The organism is Allopusillimonas soli, assembly GCF_004153445.1.
Classification (GTDB): Bacteria; Pseudomonadota; Gammaproteobacteria; order Burkholderiales; family Burkholderiaceae_B; genus Allopusillimonas; species Allopusillimonas soli.
The window spans coordinates 68,392-90,401 of the sequence record NZ_SDQC01000003.1 but is presented as its reverse complement, the minus strand read 5'-3'; the positions used below and the strand labels follow the sequence as shown (position 1 = coordinate 90,401).

Below are 22,010 nucleotides of genomic sequence, written 5' to 3'. Positions count from 1 at the left end.
CCTATTCCACCGCCTTGACCATGTCTTCGATGACTTTCTTGGCGTCGCCAAAGACCATCATGGTCTTGTCCATGTAGAACAATTCATTCTCCAGGCCGGCATAGCCGGCAGCCATGGAGCGCTTGTTGACGATTACCGTCCTGGCTTTGTAGGCTTCGAGAATGGGCATGCCGGCAATGGGCGATGCCGGGTCGTTCTTGGCCGCGGGGTTTACGACATCGTTGGCTCCCAATACCAGCACGACGTCGGTCTGGGAGAATTCACCGTTGATGTCTTCCATTTCGAATACCTGGTCGTATGGCACCTCGGCTTCAGCCAGCAGCACGTTCATGTGACCCGGCATGCGGCCGGCCACCGGATGGATGGCGTACTTGACGGTCACGCCGCTATCGGCCAGTTTTTCGGCCAGTTCCTTGAGCGCGTGCTGGGCGCGGGCGACCGCCAGGCCGTAGCCCGGCACGATCACGACGGTCTCGGCATTGCTCATGAGAAAAGCAGCATCCTCCGGGCTGCCCGACTTCACGTTGCGTTGCGCCGACCCGCCCGCGCTTGCGGCGGCGCCCGGCTCGGCGCCGAAGCCGCCCAGTATGACATTAAAGAAAGACCGGTTCATGGCCTTGCACATAATGTAGGACAGAATGGCGCCCGACGATCCGACCAGCGAGCCGGCAATGATGAGCATGGGATTGTTCAGCGAGAAGCCTATGCCTGCGGCAGCCCAGCCTGAATAGCTGTTGAGCATCGATACCACCACCGGCATGTCGGCGCCGCCAATGGGGATGATGATCATCACGCCCAGCGCGAATGCCAGCAGGGCCATGATGATGAAAGGCAGCCAAGCCTGCGTCGCCATGAACCAGAGGCCGCAGGCGATCATTGCAAGGCCCACGATTAGATTCAGCATATGCTGGCCGCGAAACACCACGGGCGCGCCCTGAAACAGCCGGAACTTGTATTTGCCGGCCAGCTTGCCGAAGGCAATCACGGACCCCGAGAAGGTGATGGCGCCCACGAATGTGCCGATGAACAGTTCGAGCCGGTTGCCGGTGGGGATGGGGGCTCCCTGGGCAGCAATGCCGAAGGCATGCGGTTCGGACACGATGGCGATGGCGATGGCCACCGCGGCAAGACCTATCATGCTATGCATGAAGGCTACCAGCTCGGGCATCTTGGTCATTTCGACACGCTTTGCCATGATCGTGCCCAGTGTGCCGCCTATCAGCAGTCCCAGAACAACGCGCCCAAGGCCGATGGCAGCGCTGCCCTGGGCGGCCAGCGTCACGATCAATGCTGCTGTCGTCAGCACCGCGATAGCCATGCCTGCCATCCCGAAGGCATTGCCGCGCCGCGACGTGGTCGGGTGCGACAGTCCCTTGAGCGCCTGGATGAAGCAGACCGAGGCAATGAGGTACAGCAGTGTGACCAGGTCCATGGAGATCATGACTGGCCTCCCGATTTTTTCTCTTTCTTCTTGAACATCTCCAGCATGCGCCGTGTGACGAGGAAGCCGCCGAAAACATTGACCGCGGCGAGCGCCACGGCAAAAATTCCCATGGTGTGCGCCAGTCCGCCTGTAGTCAGCGCGGCGGCGAGCATCGCCCCCACGATGATGATGGCAGAGATGGCGTTGGTCACGGCCATCAGCGGCGTATGCAGTGCTGGCGTCACATTCCAGACGACGTGAAAGCCAACATAAACGGCGAGCACAAAAATGATCAGGTTGATGAGGGTGTGGTTGACCAGTTCCATCAGGCATTCCTCAGTACTTTGCCGTCCTTGCATACCAGGCAGGCGGCGACGATTTCATCATCGTGCTGAATGTCCAGTTGCGCTTCGGCACCGGTCACCAGCTTCAGGAAGTCAAATATATTGCGGGCGTACAGCGCTGACGCGTCGTGCGGCACAAGTGCGGCCAGATTGCTGTAGCCGATAATGGCCACGCCATTCACCATGGCAACCTTATCCTTCTCGGATAGGGGGCAGTTGCCGCCGCGCTCGACGGCCAGGTCCACGATGACCGACCCAGGTTTCATCCCATGCACGGTGTCCGCACTGATGAGCTCGGGGGCGGGGCGGCCGGGTATCAGGGCGGTGCTGACGACAATATCGGCCTGCTTGCAGCGTTCGGCCACCAGCGCCGCCTGGCGCGCCATCCATGCGGCCGGCATGGGGCGCGCGTAGCCACCAGTTCCTTCGGCGATCTCGCGCTCCTCATCGGTTTCGTAGGGTACATCGATGAACTTGGCACCCAGCGATTCGATCTGCTCTTTGGCGGCAGGCCGCACATCCGATGCCTCGACCACCGCGCCAAGGCGCTTGGCCGTGGCGATCGCCTGCAATCCGGCCACGCCTGCGCCGAGCACGACGGCCCGGGCCGCCTTGAGCGTACCCGCGGCGGTCATCATCATGGGAAAAAGGCGGCCATATTGATTGGCTGCCAGCAACACGGCCTTGTATCCGGCCAGATTGGCTTGAGATGAAAGCACATCCAGGCTCTGCGCGCGCGTGATGCGCGGCGCCGCCTCCAGTGCAAACGCGGTGAGGCCGGCCGCGGCCATCCGCGCCAGGCCGTCGGCATCGAAAGGGTCCAGCATACCCACCAGCACCGAGCCTGGCTTCATCAAGGCAAGCTCCTGTGGGTCGGGCGCTCGAACTTTCAGCACGAGTTCTGCGGCCAGCGCATCGCCCTGGTCCACGATGCGGGCGCCCGCCTGCTCGTAGGCTGCGTCGGGAAAATGCGCCAGCGCGCCCGCGTCTTTCTCAACGAGCACGGTATGTCCCGCGGCTACATACTTCTTGACGATTTCGGGGGTGCCCGCCACGCGGGTCTCGCCGCCCCGGCGCTCGCGCGGAATTCCTGTTTGCATAAGGCTGTGCTCTCCACCTGATCAATATTCTTTGGTGGACACTATACCAAGTTGTCCACACACTTATTTGCATTCTTCCCGGGGATTATTCAGTAGACTGGCTTCTGTCGCATTCAAAACACAGGAGAATGAAATGGGACTACTCGACTCGATCTCTTCCGCCCTGGGAGGGCAAGGCGCGGGGCAGGCGGCGCTCCTGCCCGTCCTGATGGATCAGATCAAGAAATATCCGGGCGGATTGCAGGGGCTTTTGGCCAGTTTTCGTGAAGGCGGCCTGGGTGAAGTTATCGCCTCGTGGGTCGGTCCGGGCCAGAACCTGCCTATATCCACGGATCAGGTCCAGTCCGTGCTCGGAGACGGCATGATCAACGCCATGGCGCAGGAAAGCGGGCAGGACAAGGGCGACGTGCTGCGGAATCTGACGTCGCTGCTGCCCTCGCTGGTCGATCAGGCCACCCCCGATGGCGAAGAGAGTGCGGCGAGCGGCCTGGACGACAACCTGCTCGGCTCGGTATCGGGCCTGCTCGGCAAGCTGTAGTCAACAATCGTGCGGCGCGCGGTTGCGGGCTCTCAGCCCCTGCTCGCCGCCAAGGCCTGCTCCAGGTCTTCGATCAGGTCGTCAATGTGCTCGATGCCGATGGATAGGCGGATCATGTCTTCTCCCACCCCCGCTTTGGCCAACTCGTCGGGATTGAGCTGGCGGTGTGTGGTGGATGCGGGATGGCAGGCCAGCGACTTTGCATCCCCGATGTTGACCAGGCGTAGGATAAGCTTGAGTGCATCGATGAAGCGCGCACCCGCGGCGCTGCCGCCCTTGATGCCAAAGGACAGTATGCTGGCCGGCTTGCCGTCGAAATACTTTTTCGCCAGCGCGTGCTCCGGATGATCCTCAAGCCCGGCATATTGCACCCACGATACTTGATCATGTTGCTGCAGGAAGCGCGCCACCGCCAAGGCATTCTCGGTATGGCGAGCCATGCGCAGTGGCAGTGTTTCCACGCCTTGCAGTACCAGGAATGCGTTGAAAGGTGACAGCGCCGCGCCAGTGTTGCGCAGCGGCACAACCCGGCAGCGGCCGATGTAGGCGGCCGGGCCGAATGCTTCGGTGTAGACCACCCCATGATAGGAGGGATCGGGCTCGTTCAGCATGGGGAAACGGTCCTTGTGTTCGGCCCACGGAAACTTGCCTGAGTCGACAATCGCGCCCGCGATGGTGGTGCCGTGTCCGCCCATGTATTTTGTCAGCGCATGCACCACGATATCGGCCCCGTATTCAATGGGGCGGCATAGCGCAGGCGATGCAACGGTATTGTCCACGATAAGCGGCACCCCATGCCTGTGCGCCGCCTCGGCAATTGCCTCGATATCCACCACATTGCCCGCCGGATTGCCTATGGATTCGCAGAACACGGCCTTGGTATGCTCGTCGATGAGGCTTTCCAGCGCCGCCACATCGTCGTGAGGCGCAAATTTCACTGTAAGGCCCTGGCGCGGAAAGGTATGGGCGAAAAGGTTGTAGGTGCCCCCATATAGCTTGGACACTGAAACAATATTGTCGCCAGCCTGCGCGATAGTCTGGATGGCGTAAGTCACGGCCGCCATGCCTGAAGCAACGACCAATGCGGCCACCCCGCCCTCCAGCGCCGCTACGCGCTCCTCAAGCACGGCATTGGTGGGGTTCATGATGCGGGTATAGATATTGCCCGGCACTTTCAGATCGAACAGGTCCGCGCCATGTTGGGTGCTGTCGAAGGCATAGGAGGTTGTCTGATAGATAGGGACGGCGACGCTCTTGGTCGTGGGGTCGGGCTGATAGCCGGCATGAATGGCAAGTGTCTCGAATTTCATGATTTTGCGTAGTTGTGTGATGAAAAAAATAAGGCGTGACTAGTCCGCATCGTAATGGCTGCCGCCCCTGGCTGAAAGGACGATTGCAACATGTTTATATTTCCTATGGTTATATTAAAGTAAAAGACGCTGCGGTTGGCGATTATTTGGATCATCCCGGGGGGCATATTCAGCATTGCCCCTGACGCGTCATACCTTGATGGGTTAGCATTCCACCTATTCGCTTAAAAATGGCGGGGGGGCGTGCCCCTGGTTTTCGAGGCCCATTAATGAAAGTTTGGTTGAAGCGGGTATTGTTCAGTCTGGTTGTGGTGATCATTGCCGCAGTGGTGGGCATTGCCATCTTTCTTTTGACGTTCGATCCCAATGCTTACAAGAACAAGCTGGAGGAGGTCGTCTACAACCGGTATCACCGTACGTTGTCCATCAACGGGGATATCGAGCTTTCACTTTTCCCGCGCATAGGCCTGTCGGTTCAGGATGTTTCGCTGTCCAACCGCGACAGCGACGATCTGTTCGCATCCATAGACAGCGCGCGTTTCGCAGTGGCCATTTGGCCGCTGCTGTCCAACCGGCTTGTGGTCGATCATGTAGCCGTCTCGGGATTCAAGGCCTGGATTCGGCGTGACGAAAACGGCCATTTCAATTTCGACGATTTGCTCGGCCGTGAGCGCGTTGCGGTACGGGCTCATCCGTCCGCCCTGGTCGCCGGGGCGCTGGTGGGCGCCGATGGCGCTGGGAAGGGCGCGCAGCAAGCGAGTGTGGATGAGGCCATGCCAGACGGCGCGGCGCCGGTGGCCGCCACGGAGCATGGTTCCAGCGGTTTCCGCTTTTCGCCTTTGTCCATTGCGGCCGCACAGGAGGCCGTGCGCCGCACGGATCTGCAGATCGATATCGCCGGTCTGGATCTGAAAAACGGCGAAATTCATCTGTATGACACAAGAACTGGTGCCTTGGGACGGATCGAAAAGCTGGAAGTCAATACGGGACGGATGACATTCAACCAGGCATTCGATGTGGCCCTGAAGGGTCGGCTCATCGGCAAACACCCCGAGGCCGATGCGGCCTTGTCGGGCCAGGCGCTGGTACAGTTCAATCCCAATGAGCAGAAATATTCCGCACAGAAACTCAACCTGCAAATCAGCGGGAAGCTCGGCGAGCTCACGGCCAAGACGGCAGTGTTGCGGGGCAATGTGGCCTACGACAATCACGCCGACCTGCTTGATGTCAGCAATCTGGAAATGCAGGTGCAGGGGGATGTGGAGGGACCGCATCCTATCGCGGGGCTCGAGACCTCGTTGACCGCGCCCCGGCTCAAGGTGGATCGCAGCAGGGCGGAGCTTCGCGTGGAAAAATTGGCGTTTCGTGCCAAGGGGAAGACACCCGAACAGGCTTTTGATATTGCCTTCGATGCACCCAGCCTGTCCGTCTCGCCGGAGGCGGCGAAGGGTGAGCCTGTGCAAGGCACGGTCAAACTGACCCGGCCCGATAGCGTGCTGGGCGTTTCGTTGGGCATGTCCGGCCTGGGCGGCGACGCCGCCAACCTTACGCTCAAAGAGCTGAAGATCGAGGCCAGCCTGAAGGAAGACCAACGCTTGGTGCAGTTGAACATGACATCGCCGGCCACATGGGGCGTGTTTCGACGCGCCGGAGGCCTGTCCGCCATGAAGGGCGATATCCGTATCAACGATACCGCCCTGCCCGGTGGGAGCTTTGAATTTCCTTTCATTGGAAGTTTGCAGGCCGATCTGGTCAAGGACAAGCTCGCCAGCGAAATCGACGCCGTGCTGAGCGGCAGCAAACTCAACTTCCGCCTCGACGCCACGCAGCTTCAGGACCCGAAGATCAAGTTCGCCCTGACCGCCGACAAGCTCGATTTCAATACCATGTTTCCGGTTCCGCCCGCAAAGCCAGCGGCGGAAGGTAAGCCTGCGGCCAAGGAGGGCGGCGCTGAAAAGCAGGCGCCCGCCAAGGCCGAGCCCCGGTCATCGGCCGCCGGCAGCGACACGCTCGATATGGCCTTTCTTGATTCCGTCGATCTGTCGGGTACCTTCAAGATCGGCGAGTTGAAGGCGCAGTCCCTTCAGGCTTCGGATGTGTCTGCGGATCTGCGTGCAAGCGATGGCCGGATGGCTGTAAACAATCTGCATGCGTCGCTGTATGGCGGTACACTCGTCGGCCGGCTGACGGCGGACTCGAAAAACGCGCTGGGTGCCGCACTCACGCTATCGGGCGTGGACGTGGGGTCGCTGCTGCACGACTATGGCCGCGAAGACAGGCTGCGCGGCAAAGGAACAATCAAGGTCGATGTGCGCAGCCAAGGGTCGACCAGCGCCGCCCTGGAGGCGGGCCTCACGGGCTCCGTTCAGCTGCGCGTGCGCGATGGCGCCGTGCGGGGCATCGACCTCCTGCGCACTCTGGGGGAAGTCAACGAAGCGGTGCGCAATGTATTCAGTGGCCAATTGCCGGGTATTGCAAATCAGATCGACATGGGGCGCCAAACCGATTTCACGTCGCTGGATGCGGATGTCGATCTTGAGCGCGGGCAGGCGACCATCTCCCGGCTGAACATGGCGGCTCCCTTGCTGCGCGTCACACAGGGTAAGCCTGCCACGGTGGACCTGGTCAACGATCAGATGGATCTGATGGTGAATGTGCGCCTGGTGGGTACCACCAAGGGCCAATCGGAAAGGAATCTCGCCAATCTTCGAGGCGTTACGATCCCGCTGCGTATCTCCGGTCCCACCAATGCGCCCTCATTCCGTGTTCAATGGGACAGCATCAATAGCAAGGAGATCGAGCAGGCAGTCAGCGAAGGCCTGGTCGACATGCTGTCCAATCAGGCCAGCCAGAAAAGCAGAAAATCCGACAAGCCCGCAGCCACGCCGCATGCCGATCCGGTCAAGAGCATCGGCGAGGCCATCAAGGGCCTGCTGGGGCAATGACGCGCGGACGAAGCCCGCGAATATTCCTGGAGCAAATATCCATGACCGACGCTGTTTATTTTCCGATTGCCGCCTGTGGCGGCGTGTCTGATGCCGACGCGGCCTCCTACGACCGGCGTTGGCTGGTGGTCGATGACAAGGGGGAATGGCTGTCGCGCACGCACGGCGATGCGCTGGCAGGCATCGAGGTGGGCCTGCGCTTTGGCTATCTTGTCGTACGCGCGCCAGGCATGCTGCGCCTGGATATTCCGCTGGACGTAATCGAGGATGACGACAGCGTGCGTCGCAAGGCAACCGTGGCGGGCGTGGAAGTGGACGTTGTCGACGAGGGCGATCTGGCCGCTACTTGGCTGTCGACCTATCTCGGGCGGCCCTGCCGCTTGGCGAAACTTGATCCGGAAGGGCAGCAAGTGCCCTGGCCGGACGCACGCTGAAACGCCGACAAAGCAAGGGCTTGTTCAGCCCTTGCCGGTCAGGCGGCGGTACTTGGCCATGAGCATGTCGCCGTCTTCAGTGTGTTCGGGATCTATCACGATGCATTCGACCGGGCACACCACCTGACATTGCGGCTCATCGAAGTGGCCCACGCATTCCGTGCATTTGCTTGCTTCGATCTCGTAGATTTCCACGCCCATGAAAATGGCGTTGTTCGGGCATTGCGGCTCGCACACATCGCAGTTGATGCATTCATCGGTAATGTGCAGTGCCATGGCAAAAACTTCCTGCAAGAACAAAATCGGGGCAACAGAGCGCGACGCGCCCTCGGGATAGTGTAATCCGGCCGCGTGTATGGGCGCTGATTAACCCTGCTGGCTTCGTTCCTGCTCTTGCTGCGCGCGCCTGCGGCTGGCCTTTTCATGCAGCCAGCGCTCCACCGAAGGGAACACGAACTTGCTGACGTCGCCGCCCAGCAACGCAATTTCCCGCACAATGGTGCCGGAAATGAACTGATATTGCTCGGAGGGCGTCATGAACAGCGTTTCCACCTCAGGCAGCAAATGGCGGTTCATACCGGCCATCTGGAACTCATACTCGAAATCGGATACGGCTCTCAGGCCGCGTACGATGACGCGGCCATTGCGCTCGCGCACGAAGTCCTTGAGCAGGCCCGCAAAGCTGAAGACCTCGACATTGGGATAATGCCCCAGGACTTCACGGGCGATCTCCACGCGCTCTTCGACGGTAAAGAACGGCTTTTTCGCCCGGCTGTCGGCGACACCGACCACGACGTGGTCGAAGAGACCTGCGGCGCGTCTCACGAGGTCTTCATGGCCGCGTGTCATGGGGTCGAATGTTCCGGGATATATTGCAGTAATCATGCAAGTTCTGGGTATCTGTGAGGTTTGTCGCCAATATAGCCGTCGAATGCCGTATGCGTCCGGGGCACTTATTCTTGTTCCAAAGCTGGATTATTGTCGTTTTCTTGCGTTGCAGCAAATCGGAACAGATGGAAATGAACCTGACCAGCTTTTGATTGGCGCAGCAGATCGAACCCGGCAGGTGCTGAAATAGCCTCTTCGGCCTCCACATACACCAGACCGCCGTGGCGCAAGGCATTGGGAAGGCGAGGCCATAGATTGTCCAGCCAGCCCTTGCCAAACGGTGGGTCAAGCAAGACCAGATCGAACACGGCATCATCAAGGCGATCAAGCACCATGATGGCGTCCCCGGCGTGGATGCGCACGCTGTCGGCGCCCAGCCGCGTGCGCAGCGCGCGCAACGCGGCCACCGCTTGTGGGGAGGACTCGACCATCAGCACGCGGCCCACGCCGTGCGATGCTGCCTCCAGGCCCAGCGCACCGGTGCCTGCGAACAGGTCCAGCACTTGCTTGCCGGCGAATTGGCCGGTCCAGAAGTGGCGCAGCCAGTTGAAGAGGGTTTCGCGCACCCGATCGGGCGTGGGGCGCAAGCCGGGTGCGTCGATGACGGGTATCGGCGTTTTGCGATAATCACCGCCTACAATACGGACTATGTGTTTTTTCATGGATGATGTCTGGCAACATGCCTGCATGTGTGCTGGCGCAAATGCCTGACGAAGTTGCCTGCGGCATGACGCCGCGGCTCGCCGAGGCGGCATTTGCCGAATGGGAATAGTGTAAAGGGTATGTTCAGTTTTTTTAAAAGAAAAAAACCGGCACCGGCTGGGCGCGACAATGACACGCCAGCCGAGGGGCAGGAACAGGGCGCTGGCGATGCTTCGGGGCAGGCTGGCGCTTCTTCCGACGATGCGCAGGGGACGCTCGCTCCCCCCGCTCCCGAACAGGCGCCCGCCGGCGAAGCACTGAAGTCCGCGACGCCGGAATCCCATGCCCTGGTGCCCGGATACGCCGCGGTTGAGCCGTCGCCTCCTCGTGTCGAATCCGAACCGCAGCCCGAACCCAAACCCGAGCCCGAGCAGGTACCGCAGCTCGAACCCGAATCCGAGCCTGGACCCGAACCCGGATCGGCGCAGGAACCGGAGCAGGAACCGGAGCAGGATCCGGGGCCGGACCACAAACCCAGGGCAGACGCCGAATCGGAAGCGGAGCCCACGTCCGCGCCGGCGCGTACATCCTGGTTGACGCGCTTGCGTCAGGGCCTGTCGCGCACGGGGCAGAGCATAGGCGGGATTTTCGTTGGCGTGAAGGTCGATGAAAACCTGTTCGACGAGCTGGAAACGGCGCTGATCATGGCGGATGCCGGCGTGGAGGCCACGCAGAAGCTGCTGGCCAGCCTGCGCACGCGTGTTCGCAAAGAGCGCCTGGAGGACGCCGGCCAGGTTCGTGCCGCTTTGCGCGATATTCTGGCTGATCATCTGGCCCCCCTGGAAAAGAAGTTTCCGCTGGGCCAAACCAAACCGATGGTTGTCATGATTGCCGGCGTCAACGGTGCAGGCAAGACGACCTCCATCGGCAAGCTCGCCAATCATTTTCAGGCTCAGGGAACCAGCGTGCTGCTTGCCGCGGGCGATACTTTCCGGGCTGCTGCGCGCGAACAACTGATCGAATGGGGCAAGCGAAATCATGTCAATGTCATTGCGCAGGAAGGCGGCGATCCGGCGGCCGTGGCATTTGACGCAGTCAACGCCGGACGCGCGCGCGAGGCTGGCGTGGTCATGGTCGACACGGCGGGGCGGTTGCCCACCCAGTTGCATCTGATGGAGGAGCTGAAAAAAATCCGACGCGTCATCAGCAAGGCGGACAGCGCCGCCCCGCACGAGGTGCTTCTTGTCGTTGACGGCAATACCGGCCAGAACGCCATTGCGCAGATACGGGCATTTGATGCCGCCATCAATCTCACCGGCCTGGTTGTCACCAAGCTGGACGGCACGGCAAAGGGCGGCACCCTGGCCGCGGTGGCGGCGGGCAGCCAGGGCGTGCGTCCTGTCCCGGTGTACTGGATCGGCGTGGGCGAAGGGTTGAACGACCTTCAGCCCTTTGTTGCCAAAGAGTTTGCCGCCGCCCTGGTCGGCGAATAGCGGGCGGCTAGGGCGTCCCGCTCTCTTGAGCGGGCCAGGGGCCTCGGTAGCCCAATTGACTTGAAATCGCGCCCGCGCAGCGCATCAGCGCTGTGGCGATGGCGCCATCGGGGCTGGCATCGAACAGGGTGCTGGGCCCCAGGCTGGTCAATGCCAACACGATATTGCCCGAATGGTCGAATACCGGCACTGAAAGCGCATCGATACCCGGCAGCGGGTTGCCGAGAGCCCGCGCGAGGCCAGCCCGCCGGATATCCCGCACCAGGCCCTGCAGGGCGTCATCGTCTGGCCGCTCTGGTGTGATGCTGGTAACAACGGCGGCATCGCCCAATTCCCGGTCGATATAGTGGCGTGTTACCTTCGGCGGCAGCCAGGCCACAAATACATGCCCGGTGGCCGTGTGGCGCATGGACATGACGGTGCCCTTACGCATATTGACATGCACGGGATAGCTGGCTTCGGAGATATGTATCATTGTGGGCCCGTGCGAACCCAGCACGGCAATGGCCAGCGTGTGGCCGATTTCCCCCGCAAGCCGGGTGACATGAGGCAGGGCAAGTCGCACCGGATCCAGTCTTTGCAGACTGACCAGACCCATCTGAAGTGCAAAGGGCCCCAGTTCGTAGCGGCCTGTGGCGTCGTCCTGCTGGACGGCGCCCACGCGTGTGAAGCTCACCAGGTAGGGATGCGCGCGCGACGAGCTCATACCCGCGCGGGCAGCCAGGTCGCCCAGATTGAGAGGGATGCCGGCGTCGACCAGTGCTTCCAGCAGCCGGAAGCCTGTCTCCACGGACTGGATGCTGCGGCGTGCGTCGGGGTCGGCGTTGCGGGTTCTTTGCGTCATGCCGCACTATACAACGGGCGCGGGCGCCATGCCCGTCACGGGTTAAAATGGTGCCACATTCACTGGGCCTGCAACGATGAGCAATCTTACCAATCTACATCCCGATACCGTGGACGCGTCCGGCGACGCGGCCTGCGGCATCTCTCCCGTCTCCGAGATCGTGGCCGAACTGCGCGCGGGTCGCCTGGTTATTCTTGTCGACGAAGAAGACCGGGAAAATGAAGGCGACCTGGTCATGGCGGCCCAGTATGTCACGCCGCAGGCCATCAATTTCATGGTCACCCATGCGCGCGGCCTGGTCTGTCTTACCCTTACCGAAGAACGCTGCCGGCAATTGCAGCTGCCGCTCATGGCAAGCCGCAACGGCACGCGCTTCGGTACCAATTTCACGATGTCCATAGAAGCCGCCGAGGGCGTGGACACAGGCATTTCCGCGGCTGATCGCGCGCGCACCATCCAGGTTGCCGTGGCCCGCGACGCCAAGCCCTCCGATCTCGTGCAGCCAGGTCACATCTTTCCTGTACAGGCCGTTAAGGGCGGCGTCCTGGTGCGCGCTGGCCACACCGAGGCTGGCTGCGATCTTACGGCCCTGGCTGGCCTGACGCCAGCCGCTGTTATCTGCGAAATTCTCAAGCCCGACGGCACCATGGCGCGCTTGCCGGATCTGAAGCGATTCGCCACTGAGCACGGCCTGAAGATCGGCACCATTGCTGATCTCATTCAATACCGCAGCGAGCACGAATCCATGGTCGAGCGTATCGCTTCGCGCGATGTGCAGACGCCGTGGGGGCCTTTCGCAGCGGTGGCCTACAGAGACCTCGCATCCGGCGCCCTGCATCTCGCGCTGGTGCACGGCGACATCCAGCCCGATACCGAGGCGCTGGTGCGGGTGCATGAGCCCACCAGCCTGCTCGATGTCATGTTCGAAGGCGCTACCTCGCACAGCTGGGGCATACCCAGCGCCCTGCGCGCCATAGCAGCGGCACCGTCCGGTGTGCTCATCATGCTCAACTGCCAAGGTTCGGCGGACCTGCTCTTTGGCCAGTTCGAAAGCTGGGCGGAAGAGGAGCCGGTCGAGGCAAAGACATCCGAACGCGACAATCGCTACGGCCTGCGCACCTATGGCATCGGAGCGCAAATCATGCGCGACCTGAATGTCGGTAAGGCCCGTCTGTTGGCCCGCCCGCGAAAAATGCCCAGCATGACCGGCTTTTCGCTGACGATAACAGGTTACGATAGTGAACCTACCACCCCATAAAGGACATCTCATGACTCCTTACACCATGGCTCCGGATCTAAACGGTGAAGGTCTGCACATTGGTATCGTACGGGCGCGTTTCAACGAGGAAATCGGCCTTGCCGAGCTTGATGCCTGCCTGGCCGAACTCGCCGAACTGGGCGTGGACGAGCGCGACGTCATGGTCGTATCCGTGCCCGGCGCGCTTGAACTGGGCGTCACGCTGGCACAGATGGCCGAGACATTCGAGTTTGACGCACTGATCGCATTGGGCGCCGTTATCCGCGGTGAGACCTATCATTTCGAAATTGTCAGCAACGAGAGTGCATCCGCCATGAGCCGTGTGGCGCTTGAAACAGGCATTCCTGTCGCGAACGGCGTCCTTACCACCGATACCGAGGAACAGGCGCAGGCGCGCTCCGCCGACAAAGGGCGCGATTGCGCGCGCGCGGCGGTGGAGATGGCCAATCTGGTGGCCGCACTGGAGCCAGAGTCCGATGACGAGGACGACGAAGATTTCGACGAAGACGACGAAGAGGATTGATATCTTGACCACAGCTAAGACGCAGGGTACGCCGTCGGGCGGCTCGCGGGCCAGCGCCCGCAGTGCGCGGCGGCGTGCGCGCGAATTTGCCCTGCAAGGCATATACGCCTGGCTGCTGCGCGGGGGCAGCGGCCTGCAGGATGCCGGCGAAATCGATGCGCATATCCGGGATGACAGCGAGTTCCAGGACGCGGACGCCGACTGGTACAAGACATTGTTCGATGGTGTCGTGCATGCCGCGCCCGCGCTGCGGGAGCAGTTCATGCCGTATGTGGACCGTCCGCTGGGCGAATTGTCGCCGATAGAGCACGGCATATTGCTCATAGGCAGTTTCGAACTTATCAACCACATCGAAGTGCCCTACAAGGTCGCCATCAACGAGGCGGTCGAGTTGGCCAAGTCATTTGGCGGCACCGATGGCTTCAAGTTCGTGAACGGCGTGCTCGACAAGGTGGCCGCCGATGTTCGACAGGCCGAAACCAGTGCCTCGGCCAGGCGCCGCTAGGCGGAAGGCCAATCCACCTGCGGCGGCATGATCAACCTGGGGCACACGTCTGGACCTTGCTATCTTGGATACAGAATTTGACCTGATCTCCCGGTATTTCAGGCGGGCCGCGCCCGCCGGCATGCTGGGCGTGGGCGACGACTGCGCCCTGCTGGCACCCAGGACAGGCTGGCAAATGGCCACCAGCACCGATTTGCTGATTGAAGGCACGCATTTTCTGGCCGAGGATGACCCAGGCAGTCTTGGCCACAAGGCGCTGGCGGTCAATATTTCCGATCTGGCTGCCATGGGCGCGGAGCCGCTTGCCTGCCTGCTTGGCCTCTCGCTGCCTCGCATTGACCACACATGGCTGGCGGCCTTTACGGAAGGCTTTCACTGCCTTGCGCAGCGGGCACGCTGCCCTTTGATTGGCGGGGACACCACCCGGAGCCCCGCTGGCCTTGTAATCAGCGTGACCGTGCTGGGGCAGGTACCTGCGGGCCAGGCCCTGCTGCGCAGCGCCGCACGGCCTGAGGACGATATCTGGGTTACAGGCCTCCTGGGGGCGGCGGATGTGGCCCTGCAGCTTAGGCTGGGGAAGTTGCCCGCCAACCCCGATTTGCTGGCCGCAACCCGGGATGCGCTGGACAGGCCCGATCCGCCCTGGTCTTTTGCACCCGCGCTGGCTGGCCTTGCCCATGCGGCGCTCGATATTTCCGATGGGCTTTTGCAGGACCTTGGCCATATTCTCGAGGCCAGCCACTGTGGTGCTCGACTCGATTATGCGCGCATGCCCATACATCCGGCGGTCTCGAGGTCGGGACTGGATCCCGATGTGATCCAGCGCGCCGTGCTTGCCGGCGGCGATGTCTACCAACTGTGCTTTACTGCGCCGTCCGAGGCACGAGACGAAATCCAGGCTTGTGCCCGGCGGGCGGACGTCCTGGCGACGCGTGTCGGCGTCATCCGCGAGGCGCCGGGGCTGCATGTTATTGATGCAGAGGGGCAGGCTGTCAGCCTGCCCGCGGGCGGCTTCGATCACTTTTCATGATTGGCGGAACGCTCATGACTGAAGACCTACACGCTCCCGAAACATCACCTTCGCGCAAGACAAGGCCGCATCCGGCATGGATTTTCCGGTCCCCGGCTCGTGTGCTGGTTTTTGGTTTCGGAAGTGGGCTTTTGCGTCCCGGCCCCGGCACATGGGGAACCTTGGTGGGATGGTTGTTGTGGCTGGTGGCCGTGTCCCGGCTATCCGACGCCGCGATCGCCGTTGTTCTGGCGCTGGCGTTCGCTGTGGGCTGCTGGCTCTGTCAGCGCGTTGGGAGGGAGCTCGGGGTCCATGACCATGGCGGCATGGTCTGGGACGAGATCGTCGCTATCTGGCTGGTGTTGTGGCTTACGCCGCCGTCCATCCTGGCGCAATTGATTGCCGTCATTATTTTTCGCTTCTTCGACATTCTCAAGCCGCCGCCGGTACGCTACCTTGATCGGCATATACGCAATGGCCTTGGTGTCATGGTGGATGACTTGATGGCGGCGGCATACAGCTTGCTGCTCATGGCTGTGCTGGTGCGTTTTGGCGTCCTGTGACGCAACCTTGTTTCTCTTGGCTAGAGGCTATCATGACGATGGACAACAATGCGGAGCTTGCAGCGGCATTGGGCAAGCTGCTTGAGCAGAGCGGCTGGATGCTCGCCTGCGCCGAATCCTGCACGGGCGGGCTGCTGGCCGCCGCCATGACTGAAACGCCGGGCTCGAGCGCATGGTTCGACCGGGGATTCGTGACATATAGCAATGCTGCCAAGGTCGAGCATCTGCGTGTCAGTGAAGATACACTGGAGCACTTTGGCGCTGTCAGCGAAGAGACTGCCATGGAAATGGCCTCGGGCGCGCTCGCGGCATCCAGCCGTGCCCAGTTGGCCGTGTCCACCACAGGCATTGCAGGGCCGGATGGTGCCACGCCGGGCAAGCCGGTGGGCATGGTGTGCTTTGGCTTTGCGCATCGCACATCGGGCGGTGTCTCCACACGCGCCATGACCCGCATTTTCGAAGGCGACCGCGCCGCCATACGCCGCGCGGCGGTTGCATTCGCCATTCGCACGGCAATCGACCTATCAGCCCCCCAGGACTAGGGAGCGTGCGGTATTGATGGCGTCGCGTGTGGCGCGCGCCGCCGCCGCGGCCGCTTCGCGCCAGTCGTCGCCGCCGCTGGCATACAGGATGGCGCGGGAGGAGTTGATCAGCATGCCTGTGCCGCGACTGTCAAGGCCGGCCTTGACGGTAGCAGGGATGTCGCCGCCCTGCGCGCCGATACCGGGGACCAGCAGAGGCATGTTGCCCACATGGGCGCGCACTCTGGCAAGCTCCTCCGGAAATGTGGCACCCACCACCAGCGCACACTGGCCGCTGGTGTTCCATCTTTCGGCAACCAGGCGGGCTACTCGCAGATATAGCGGCTCTCCCTGGGCGGATTCGACAAACTGCAGATCGGAGCCGCCCGTGTTGGATGTTCGACATAAGACAATGACACCCTTGCTTCTCCATGAAAGATAAGGCTCTATGCTGTCGTAGCCCATATAGGGATTGACGGTGACGGCGTCCGCCCCGTAGCGCTCGAATGCCTCGGTTGCATAATGCGTTGCGGTGGAGCCAATATCCCCACGTTTGGCGTCCAGCACGATGGGTAGGTTAGGGTGTTGGTCCTGGATATAGGCGCAGAGATCCTCGAGCTGATCCTCTGCGCGCGCGCTTGAAAAATAGGCGATCTGCAGCTTGATCGCACAAGCATACTGCGCTGTGACGTCAACGATGGCGCGGCAGAACTCGTAAATAGCGTCTGGCCGACCCGACAGTTCGGCGGGAAATCGTTGCGGATCGGGGTCCAGCCCCACTGTCAGCAGCGAGCCTGTTGCGGCCCAGGCTTGTTCGAGTTTTTGGGTGAAGATCATGGCTCGATTGAATGGTTATAAGCGTTGCATGAGATGTGAGACGACGACGGCCGCCCAGGTCAGCACCAGCACCAGCAGTGACAACAGCACCGCTGCGCTGCCCAGGTCCTTGGCGCGTCCGATAAGCGGATGATGCTCCACCGTGATGGTGTCTGCCAGGGCCTCTATGGCCGAATTGAGCAGCTCCACGATCAATACGAACACCACTACGCCGATCAGCAGGGCCGCTTCCGCCAGACTGCGACTGATCCACACGGCAACGGGGACCAGCACGGCAGCCATCAGCAACTCCTGGCGGAATGCGGCTTCGTGCCTGAAGGCGGCGGCCAGGCCTTTTGCGGAATATCGCAGGGCATTGACAAGGCGGGCCGGCCCGCCTTTGCTCTTGTAGGAGGAGTGCATGGCTTCAGAATGCGTGAATTGTGCTCGCATTATAGTGAGTAAGTATCTACAGGCCATGTCTCGCGCTGCCGTAAGCTGCAGTGGCGTGTCGCTGCCTGCCGCAAGCAGGCCCGCCACCAGCGTGTAGAGAGCAAAAGAAAAGGCCTCCGGAGAACCGGAGGCCTTGCTTGCTGTTGTGGCAACCGGGGCGGTACGCCCCGGCGGTGTCATGACACGGCTTAGAAGCCGCCCATGCCACCCATACCGCCCATGCCACCCATGTCGGGCATCGGGGCAGCAGGCTTGTCTTCCACGATCTCGGCCACGGCGGCTTCTGTGGTAAGCAGCAGGCTGGCCACGGAGGCCGCATTCTGCAGCGCGGTGCGGGTCACCTTGGTGGGATCCAGCACGCCTTGCTCGACCAGGTCACCGTACTCGCCGGTAGCGGCGTTGTAGCCGTAGTTGCCTTTGCCGTTGCTGACTTCGTTGACGACCACGCTGGCTTCTTCGCCGGCGTTGCTGACGATGGTACGCAGCGGGGCTTCAACAGCACGCAGGATCAGCTTGATGCCGGCTTCCTGGTCGGAGTTGTCACCCTTGACCTTGGCGATGGCTGCCTTGGCGCGGATCAGTGCAACACCGCCGCCGGGTACGATGCCTTCTTCCACCGCAGCGCGGGTGGCGTGCAGGGCGTCCTCGACACGCGCCTTCTTTTCCTTCATTTCGACTTCGGTGGCAGCGCCCACGCGGATGACGGCAACACCGCCAGCCAGCTTGGCAACGCGTTCCTGCAGTTTTTCGCGATCGTAGTCGGAGGTGGCTTCCTCGATTTGGACGCGGATCTGCTTGACGCGAGCTTCGATGGACTTGCTGTCGCCAGCGCCGTCGATGATGATGGTGTTTTCCTTGGCAACTTCAATGCGCTTGGCCTGGCCGAGGTCTTCCAGCGTGGCCTTCTCAAGGGACATGCCGGTTTCTTCGGAGATGACGACGCCGCCGGTCAGGATGGCGATGTCTTCCAGCATGGCCTTGCGGCGATCGCCGAAACCGGGCGCCTTGACGGCGGTGGTCTTCAGGATGCCGCGAATGTTGTTGACCACGAGCGTGGCCAGCGCTTCGCCTTCGACATCTTCGGCCACGATGAGCAGCGGACGGCTGGATTTGGCAACTTGCTCGAGCACGGGCAGCAGATCGCGAATGTTGCTGATCTTCTTGTCGAAGATAAGGATATAGGGGTCTTCCAGAACCGACACTTGCTTGTCGGGGTTGTTGATGAAGTAGGGCGACAGGTAGCCGCGGTCGAACTGCATGCCTTCGACGACGTCCAGTTCGTTGTCGAGCGACTTGCCGTCTTCAACGGTGATGACGCCTTCCTTGCCGACCTTGTCCATCGCATCGGCGATGATCTTGCCGATGGATTCGTCGCTGTTGGCGGAGATGGAGCCAACCTGGGCGATTTCCTTGCTGGTGGTGCAAGGACGGGACAGGGTCCTGAGCTCTTCGACGGCGGCGGCGACAGCCTTGTCGATACCGCGCTTGAGATCCATGGGGTTGATGCCGGCGGCAACGTACTTCAGGCCTTCTTCGACGACGGACTGGGCCAGGACAGTGGCGGTCGTGGTGCCGTCGCCCGCGTTATCGGAAGTTTTGGAGGCCACTTCCTTGACCAGTTGTGCGCCGATGTTCTCGAACTTGTCTTTCAGTTCGATTTCCTTGGCAACCGACACACCGTCTTTGGTGACGGTGGGGGCGCCGAAGGAGCGATCAAGCACGACGTTGCGGCCCTTGGGGCCCAGAGTGGTCTTGACGGCGTTGGCCAGGACGTTGACACCACGCACGATGCGGGAGCGTGCGTCATCGCCGAAATAAACTTGCTTAGCAGCCATTGTGAAATTCCTTTAGTGATTCGTGTATGTGTCTTACTGGATCACGGCGAGGATTTCTTCCTCGCGGATGACGAGCAGCTCTTCGCCATCGACCTTGACCGACTGGCCGGCATACTTGCCGAACAGCACTTTGTCGCCAGCCTTCAGATCTACGGGCAGGACTTTGCCGTCTTCGGTCTTCTTGCCGGGGCCAACGGCCACGACTTCACCCTGATCGGGCTTTTCAGCGGCGCTATCGGGAATGACGATGCCGGAGGCAGTGGTGCGCTCGTTGTCCAGGCGCTTGACGATCACGCGATCGTGCAAAGGACGCAGTGCCATGGAGGAACTCCTGTTCAATGAATTGGGATTGATTGGTTCGTATCGCTGAGAGGTCGAAGCCGACAGAATGCTCTGTTAGCACTCAACCCCATCGAGTGCTAATTATAGGGATGATACGAGGATCTTCAAGAGGGTGTGCGGTCAAAGTTTCAGTTAGTTACATATCAGGATGTACGCCGGGCTGAATTTAGCCTGGCTAAACGGATCCAGTCTCAATATATTGCGAATGATATTTTCCCGTCGCCGCACATGACGAGGCACAGCACTTGCTTGATGGCGGGCCCACCCCAGGCGCAAACCCATGACCGACTCGACTGACACAATGCCGCCTTTGCGGCGCACTTTTAGGGAAGAGTATCTGCTCGCCGGCGCGGTGATCATTGGCGTGCTGGCCTACGCATGCGAACATGCGCTGGTGGATAACGGGCCGCTGGTCGCCCTGGCGGCCGCAGCCGTGCTGGTGGCTGCGATCGTTGGCGTTTCCCTCCGGGTGGCCCACCATGCCGAGATATTGGCCGAGAAGGTGGGAGACCCGTATGGATCCATGATCCTGACCCTGTCGGCCGTGCTGGTCGAGGTGGTGATCCTGGGCATCATGGTGGGTCACGAGCAGTCGCCGACGCTGGTGCGCGATACGATATACGCGGCGGTAATGCTGGATATCAATGGCATTCTCGGTCTGGCTGCGCTCATGGGGGGCCTGAAGCATGGCGAGCAGTCGTACAACGACGATTCGGGAAGAGTGTACGGCGTCATGATATTGACCGCCATGGGCATATCAATGATCGTGCCTGAGTTCATTCCCGAGGCTCGCAGACATATCTATGCCATCTATACCATAGGCGCGATGCTGGTGCTGTATTCATTGTTTGTGCGTATGCAGGTAGGTGCGCACAGTTATTTCTTCAGCTACAGCTACCCCGAGAAACGCCGGCGAAGCACGCATCCGCAGCCCCATGCCGCAAATTCCAGCATGATGTCCGCCGGAATCCTGGTGCTGGGCATTGTGATCATAGGCGCACTGGCCGAGGTCATGTCCAAGAGCCTGAATGTCAGTCTCGCCGCCATGTCGGCACCGCCCATGCTGGCAGGCCTGCTGGTGGCGACGATTTCCGCCTGTCCGGAGATTCTTACCGCCCTTCGCGCCGCGCTGGCGAATCGCATGCAGTCAGTGGTCAATATTGCCATGGGCGCCTCGCTGTCCACCGTCATATTGACCGTGCCGGCCATGGAGGCGCTGTCGCTGCTTACGGGCAAACCCCTGGAGATGGCCATGACACCGGTACAGACCGTGATGGTGGCCATAACGCTTTTTGCCGCTGCCATCAATCTGAATGACGGCCAGACCAACGCCATCGAAGGGATGACGCATTTCATTCTGTTTACGGCGTTTCTGATGCTGACCGCATTGGGACTCTAGCCCATGCGCCTGCTGCCGGACAAGACGCGACTGGCGGCATATGCGTTCGCCGAGAACCCCAGCCCGGAAGAATGACATGGGCCGTTTCAGTTCAAGCCGGCCTTGTCCAGGCCATACTCTTTGTCGGCGGATCCTGAGGGTGTCCGGAAAGCGACGTTCAGCCGGTTCCAGCCATTGATGCCGACCACCAGAAAGGTAAGGTCCGAAATTTCCGCCTCTGAGAGCTCTGCGCGGACTGCGTCGTAAACCGCATCGGAAACCCCATGCGGCGCCAGCGTGGTCAGGGCTTCGGTCCAGGCCAGCGCCGCTCGTTCACGTGGCGTGAAAAGAGGAGATTCCCGCCATATGGCGATATGATGCAGGCGCAACGCCCGTTCGCCGTGAATCTTGGCCTGTTTCACGTGCATGTCCACGCAAAAGGCGCAGCCATTGATCTGGGACGCCCTGATCGACACCAGGTCGTCGAACTCCCTGACGACGGCACTTTTCTTCAGACTCATGCTGAAGTTCCGATACTGGTTTGCAAGCTCGGGCGAGACTTCGAAATACGCCAAACGCTGATTCATATGATCTGATCCTGGTTGATTACCTGCCGAATGCGCGGGCCTGTCGGGGCTTGAAGTGGGCACGCCCCGTGCCTTGGCATCCTGCTGATATTAAATAATGCCGGCATGGCATCCGTCGGTGAAGAGCCAAGAACGTGCTTTTCGCTTGGGCCAAGCCTGCAGCCGGGGGGCGATGTGCTCTTCATGAATACTGAACACGCCTTGAGTATTTGCTTACTAGCATGAAACGCGCCGGCTATCTATGCTAGAACAAGAATCA

Annotated in this window: 24 protein-coding genes; 11 read left to right on the top strand and 13 right to left on the bottom strand. The window is 61.1% G+C overall.

Features of this window, described 5'->3' with window-relative positions; all coding sequences use genetic code 11:
- Position 1 precedes the first annotated feature (1 nt).
- Genes ERD78_RS10260 through ERD78_RS10250 form a run of 3 tightly spaced genes read right to left on the bottom strand, consistent with a single transcriptional unit; the run spans position 2 to position 2,867 of the window.
- Positions 2–1,441 carry an NAD(P)(+) transhydrogenase (Re/Si-specific) subunit beta gene (locus ERD78_RS10260; RefSeq protein WP_129969213.1) on the bottom strand — a complete coding sequence of 480 codons (1,440 nt, stop codon included), beginning with the start codon at positions 1,439–1,441 and terminating at the stop codon, positions 2–4.
- On the bottom strand, positions 1,438–1,749 hold the full coding sequence (locus ERD78_RS10255; protein ID WP_129969212.1) for an NAD(P) transhydrogenase subunit alpha part 2: 312 nt from the start codon (positions 1,747–1,749) through the stop codon (positions 1,438–1,440). Before ERD78_RS10255 ends, ERD78_RS10260 begins: the two co-directional genes overlap by 4 nt.
- Positions 1,749–2,867, bottom strand: a complete 1,119-nt coding sequence (locus tag ERD78_RS10250) for a Re/Si-specific NAD(P)(+) transhydrogenase subunit alpha (protein ID WP_129969211.1) — start codon at positions 2,865–2,867, stop codon at positions 1,749–1,751. Before ERD78_RS10250 ends, ERD78_RS10255 begins: the two co-directional genes overlap by 1 nt.
- Positions 2,868–3,000: 133 nt before the next feature.
- Between ERD78_RS10250 and ERD78_RS10245 the strand changes: the two genes are divergently transcribed.
- The gene (locus ERD78_RS10245; RefSeq protein ID WP_129969210.1) at positions 3,001–3,405 is read left to right on the top strand and encodes a YidB family protein; all 405 of its coding nucleotides are present in this window, start codon (positions 3,001–3,003) and stop codon (positions 3,403–3,405) included.
- Positions 3,406–3,437: 32 nt separating this feature from the next.
- Here ERD78_RS10245 and ERD78_RS10240 read toward each other — a convergent pair whose 3' ends face one another.
- Positions 3,438–4,715 (bottom strand): bifunctional O-acetylhomoserine aminocarboxypropyltransferase/cysteine synthase, encoded by a 1,278-nt coding sequence (locus tag ERD78_RS10240; RefSeq protein WP_129969209.1) that lies wholly within the window; start codon positions 4,713–4,715, stop codon positions 3,438–3,440.
- Between the two features lie 269 nt (positions 4,716–4,984).
- On the opposite strand from ERD78_RS10240, the gene ERD78_RS10235 reads away from it, so the two are divergent.
- Both ERD78_RS10235 and ERD78_RS10230 read left to right on the top strand, forming a co-directional pair.
- Positions 4,985–7,660 (top strand): AsmA family protein, encoded by a 2,676-nt coding sequence (locus ERD78_RS10235; RefSeq protein WP_167668908.1) that lies wholly within the window; start codon positions 4,985–4,987, stop codon positions 7,658–7,660.
- A 41-nt stretch (positions 7,661–7,701) separates the two neighbouring features.
- Complete coding sequence (locus ERD78_RS10230) at positions 7,702–8,094, top strand: MOSC N-terminal beta barrel domain-containing protein (RefSeq protein ID WP_129969207.1); 393 nt, start codon at positions 7,702–7,704, stop codon at positions 8,092–8,094.
- Positions 8,095–8,118: 24 nt separating this feature from the next.
- Here the strand turns inward: ERD78_RS10230 and ERD78_RS10225 are convergent, their stop codons facing one another.
- The 3 genes from ERD78_RS10225 to ERD78_RS10215 form a co-directional block, all read right to left on the bottom strand.
- Positions 8,119–8,370 carry a YfhL family 4Fe-4S dicluster ferredoxin gene (locus ERD78_RS10225; RefSeq protein WP_129969206.1) on the bottom strand — a complete coding sequence of 84 codons (252 nt, stop codon included), beginning with the start codon at positions 8,368–8,370 and terminating at the stop codon, positions 8,119–8,121.
- 90 nt (positions 8,371–8,460) lie between these two features.
- Entirely contained in the window at positions 8,461–8,979 is a 519-nt protein-coding gene (gene coaD, locus ERD78_RS10220) for a pantetheine-phosphate adenylyltransferase (RefSeq protein WP_129969205.1), read from the bottom strand.
- A 68-nt stretch (positions 8,980–9,047) separates the two neighbouring features.
- The gene (locus ERD78_RS10215) at positions 9,048–9,644 is read right to left on the bottom strand and encodes an RsmD family RNA methyltransferase (RefSeq protein WP_129969204.1); all 597 of its coding nucleotides are present in this window, start codon (positions 9,642–9,644) and stop codon (positions 9,048–9,050) included.
- Between the two features lie 120 nt (positions 9,645–9,764).
- Here ERD78_RS10215 and ftsY point away from each other — a divergent pair, with 120 nt between their 5' ends.
- A complete protein-coding gene (gene ftsY / locus ERD78_RS10210; RefSeq protein WP_245152427.1) occupies positions 9,765–11,117 on the top strand; it encodes a signal recognition particle-docking protein FtsY in 1,353 nt (450 codons plus the stop codon).
- Positions 11,118–11,124: 7 nt separating this feature from the next.
- Here ftsY and ERD78_RS10205 read toward each other — a convergent pair whose 3' ends face one another.
- A complete protein-coding gene (locus ERD78_RS10205) occupies positions 11,125–11,961 on the bottom strand; it encodes an IclR family transcriptional regulator (protein WP_129969203.1) in 837 nt (278 codons plus the stop codon).
- Positions 11,962–12,037: 76 nt separating this feature from the next.
- On the opposite strand from ERD78_RS10205, the gene ribBA reads away from it, so the two are divergent.
- From ribBA to ERD78_RS10175, 6 genes are all read left to right on the top strand, one after another.
- On the top strand, positions 12,038–13,219 hold the full coding sequence (ribBA, locus tag ERD78_RS10200; protein ID WP_129969202.1) for a bifunctional 3,4-dihydroxy-2-butanone-4-phosphate synthase/GTP cyclohydrolase II: 1,182 nt from the start codon (positions 12,038–12,040) through the stop codon (positions 13,217–13,219).
- 10 nt (positions 13,220–13,229) lie between these two features.
- Positions 13,230–13,742: a 6,7-dimethyl-8-ribityllumazine synthase gene (gene ribH / locus ERD78_RS10195; protein ID WP_129969201.1), complete on the top strand. Its 513-nt coding sequence runs from the start codon at positions 13,230–13,232 to the stop codon at positions 13,740–13,742.
- Positions 13,743–13,746: 4 nt separating this feature from the next.
- Positions 13,747–14,247: a transcription antitermination factor NusB gene (gene nusB / locus ERD78_RS10190; RefSeq protein WP_245152426.1), complete on the top strand. Its 501-nt coding sequence runs from the start codon at positions 13,747–13,749 to the stop codon at positions 14,245–14,247.
- Between the two features lie 64 nt (positions 14,248–14,311).
- The gene (gene thiL / locus ERD78_RS10185) at positions 14,312–15,277 is read left to right on the top strand and encodes a thiamine-phosphate kinase (protein ID WP_129969199.1); all 966 of its coding nucleotides are present in this window, start codon (positions 14,312–14,314) and stop codon (positions 15,275–15,277) included.
- Between the two features lie 14 nt (positions 15,278–15,291).
- Entirely contained in the window at positions 15,292–15,819 is a 528-nt protein-coding gene (locus ERD78_RS10180; RefSeq protein ID WP_129969198.1) for a phosphatidylglycerophosphatase A family protein, read from the top strand.
- A gap of 32 nt (positions 15,820–15,851) precedes the next feature.
- Positions 15,852–16,361, top strand: coding sequence for a CinA family protein (locus tag ERD78_RS10175; RefSeq protein WP_167668907.1), 510 nt, complete (start codon positions 15,852–15,854; stop codon positions 16,359–16,361).
- Here the strand turns inward: ERD78_RS10175 and pyrF are convergent.
- The 4 genes from pyrF to ERD78_RS10155 all read right to left on the bottom strand — a co-directional run bounded on the left by pyrF (position 16,344) and on the right by ERD78_RS10155 (position 19,765).
- Positions 16,344–17,177, bottom strand: a complete 834-nt coding sequence (gene pyrF / locus ERD78_RS10170) for an orotidine-5'-phosphate decarboxylase (protein WP_129969197.1) — start codon at positions 17,175–17,177, stop codon at positions 16,344–16,346. The two genes, ERD78_RS10175 and pyrF, sit on opposite strands and share 18 nt — an antisense overlap.
- A 15-nt stretch (positions 17,178–17,192) precedes the next feature.
- On the bottom strand, positions 17,193–17,579 hold the full coding sequence (locus ERD78_RS10165) for a diacylglycerol kinase (RefSeq protein ID WP_167668906.1): 387 nt from the start codon (positions 17,577–17,579) through the stop codon (positions 17,193–17,195).
- A gap of 218 nt (positions 17,580–17,797) precedes the next feature.
- Positions 17,798–19,444, bottom strand: coding sequence for a chaperonin GroEL (gene groL / locus ERD78_RS10160; protein WP_129969196.1), 1,647 nt, complete (start codon positions 19,442–19,444; stop codon positions 17,798–17,800).
- 33 nt (positions 19,445–19,477) lie between these two features.
- Positions 19,478–19,765: a co-chaperone GroES gene (locus tag ERD78_RS10155; RefSeq protein ID WP_129969195.1), complete on the bottom strand. Its 288-nt coding sequence runs from the start codon at positions 19,763–19,765 to the stop codon at positions 19,478–19,480.
- Between the two features lie 301 nt (positions 19,766–20,066).
- Here ERD78_RS10155 and ERD78_RS10150 point away from each other — a divergent pair, with 301 nt between their 5' ends.
- Positions 20,067–21,185, top strand: coding sequence for a calcium:cation antiporter (locus tag ERD78_RS10150; RefSeq protein WP_245152425.1), 1,119 nt, complete (start codon positions 20,067–20,069; stop codon positions 21,183–21,185).
- Positions 21,186–21,271: 86 nt separating this feature from the next.
- Here the strand turns inward: ERD78_RS10150 and ERD78_RS10145 are convergent, their stop codons facing one another.
- The gene (locus ERD78_RS10145) at positions 21,272–21,751 is read right to left on the bottom strand and encodes a carboxymuconolactone decarboxylase family protein (protein WP_129969194.1); all 480 of its coding nucleotides are present in this window, start codon (positions 21,749–21,751) and stop codon (positions 21,272–21,274) included.
- Positions 21,752–22,010: the final 259 nt, after the last annotated feature.

Bases quoted from the DNA above. Each gene is read 5' to 3' on its own strand.
- ERD78_RS10260 (WP_129969213.1), bottom strand. From the start codon at position 1,441: ATGATCTCCATGGACCTGGTCACACTGCTGTACCTCATTGCCTCGGTC.
- ERD78_RS10255 (WP_129969212.1), bottom strand. From the start codon at position 1,749: ATGGAACTGGTCAACCACACCCTCATCAACCTGATCATTTTTGTGCTC.
- ERD78_RS10250 (WP_129969211.1), bottom strand. From the start codon at position 2,867: ATGCAAACAGGAATTCCGCGCGAGCGCCGGGGCGGCGAGACCCGCGTG.
- ERD78_RS10245 (WP_129969210.1), top strand. From the start codon at position 3,001: ATGGGACTACTCGACTCGATCTCTTCCGCCCTGGGAGGGCAAGGCGCG.
- ERD78_RS10240 (WP_129969209.1), bottom strand. From the start codon at position 4,715: ATGAAATTCGAGACACTTGCCATTCATGCCGGCTATCAGCCCGACCCC.
- ERD78_RS10235 (WP_167668908.1), top strand. From the start codon at position 4,985: ATGAAAGTTTGGTTGAAGCGGGTATTGTTCAGTCTGGTTGTGGTGATC.
- ERD78_RS10230 (WP_129969207.1), top strand. From the start codon at position 7,702: ATGACCGACGCTGTTTATTTTCCGATTGCCGCCTGTGGCGGCGTGTCT.
- ERD78_RS10225 (WP_129969206.1), bottom strand. From the start codon at position 8,370: ATGGCACTGCACATTACCGATGAATGCATCAACTGCGATGTGTGCGAG.
- coaD (WP_129969205.1), bottom strand. From the start codon at position 8,979: ATGATTACTGCAATATATCCCGGAACATTCGACCCCATGACACGCGGC.
- ERD78_RS10215 (WP_129969204.1), bottom strand. From the start codon at position 9,644: ATGAAAAAACACATAGTCCGTATTGTAGGCGGTGATTATCGCAAAACG.
- ftsY (WP_245152427.1), top strand. From the start codon at position 9,765: ATGTTCAGTTTTTTTAAAAGAAAAAAACCGGCACCGGCTGGGCGCGAC.
- ERD78_RS10205 (WP_129969203.1), bottom strand. From the start codon at position 11,961: ATGACGCAAAGAACCCGCAACGCCGACCCCGACGCACGCCGCAGCATC.
- ribBA (WP_129969202.1), top strand. From the start codon at position 12,038: ATGAGCAATCTTACCAATCTACATCCCGATACCGTGGACGCGTCCGGC.
- ribH (WP_129969201.1), top strand. From the start codon at position 13,230: ATGACTCCTTACACCATGGCTCCGGATCTAAACGGTGAAGGTCTGCAC.
- ERD78_RS10180 (WP_129969198.1), top strand. From the start codon at position 15,292: ATGACTGAAGACCTACACGCTCCCGAAACATCACCTTCGCGCAAGACA.
- ERD78_RS10175 (WP_167668907.1), top strand. From the start codon at position 15,852: ATGACGATGGACAACAATGCGGAGCTTGCAGCGGCATTGGGCAAGCTG.
- pyrF (WP_129969197.1), bottom strand. From the start codon at position 17,177: ATGATCTTCACCCAAAAACTCGAACAAGCCTGGGCCGCAACAGGCTCG.
- ERD78_RS10165 (WP_167668906.1), bottom strand. From the start codon at position 17,579: ATGCACTCCTCCTACAAGAGCAAAGGCGGGCCGGCCCGCCTTGTCAAT.
- groL (WP_129969196.1), bottom strand. From the start codon at position 19,444: ATGGCTGCTAAGCAAGTTTATTTCGGCGATGACGCACGCTCCCGCATC.
- ERD78_RS10155 (WP_129969195.1), bottom strand. From the start codon at position 19,765: ATGGCACTGCGTCCTTTGCACGATCGCGTGATCGTCAAGCGCCTGGAC.
- ERD78_RS10150 (WP_245152425.1), top strand. From the start codon at position 20,067: ATGACCGACTCGACTGACACAATGCCGCCTTTGCGGCGCACTTTTAGG.
- ERD78_RS10145 (WP_129969194.1), bottom strand. From the start codon at position 21,751: ATGAATCAGCGTTTGGCGTATTTCGAAGTCTCGCCCGAGCTTGCAAAC.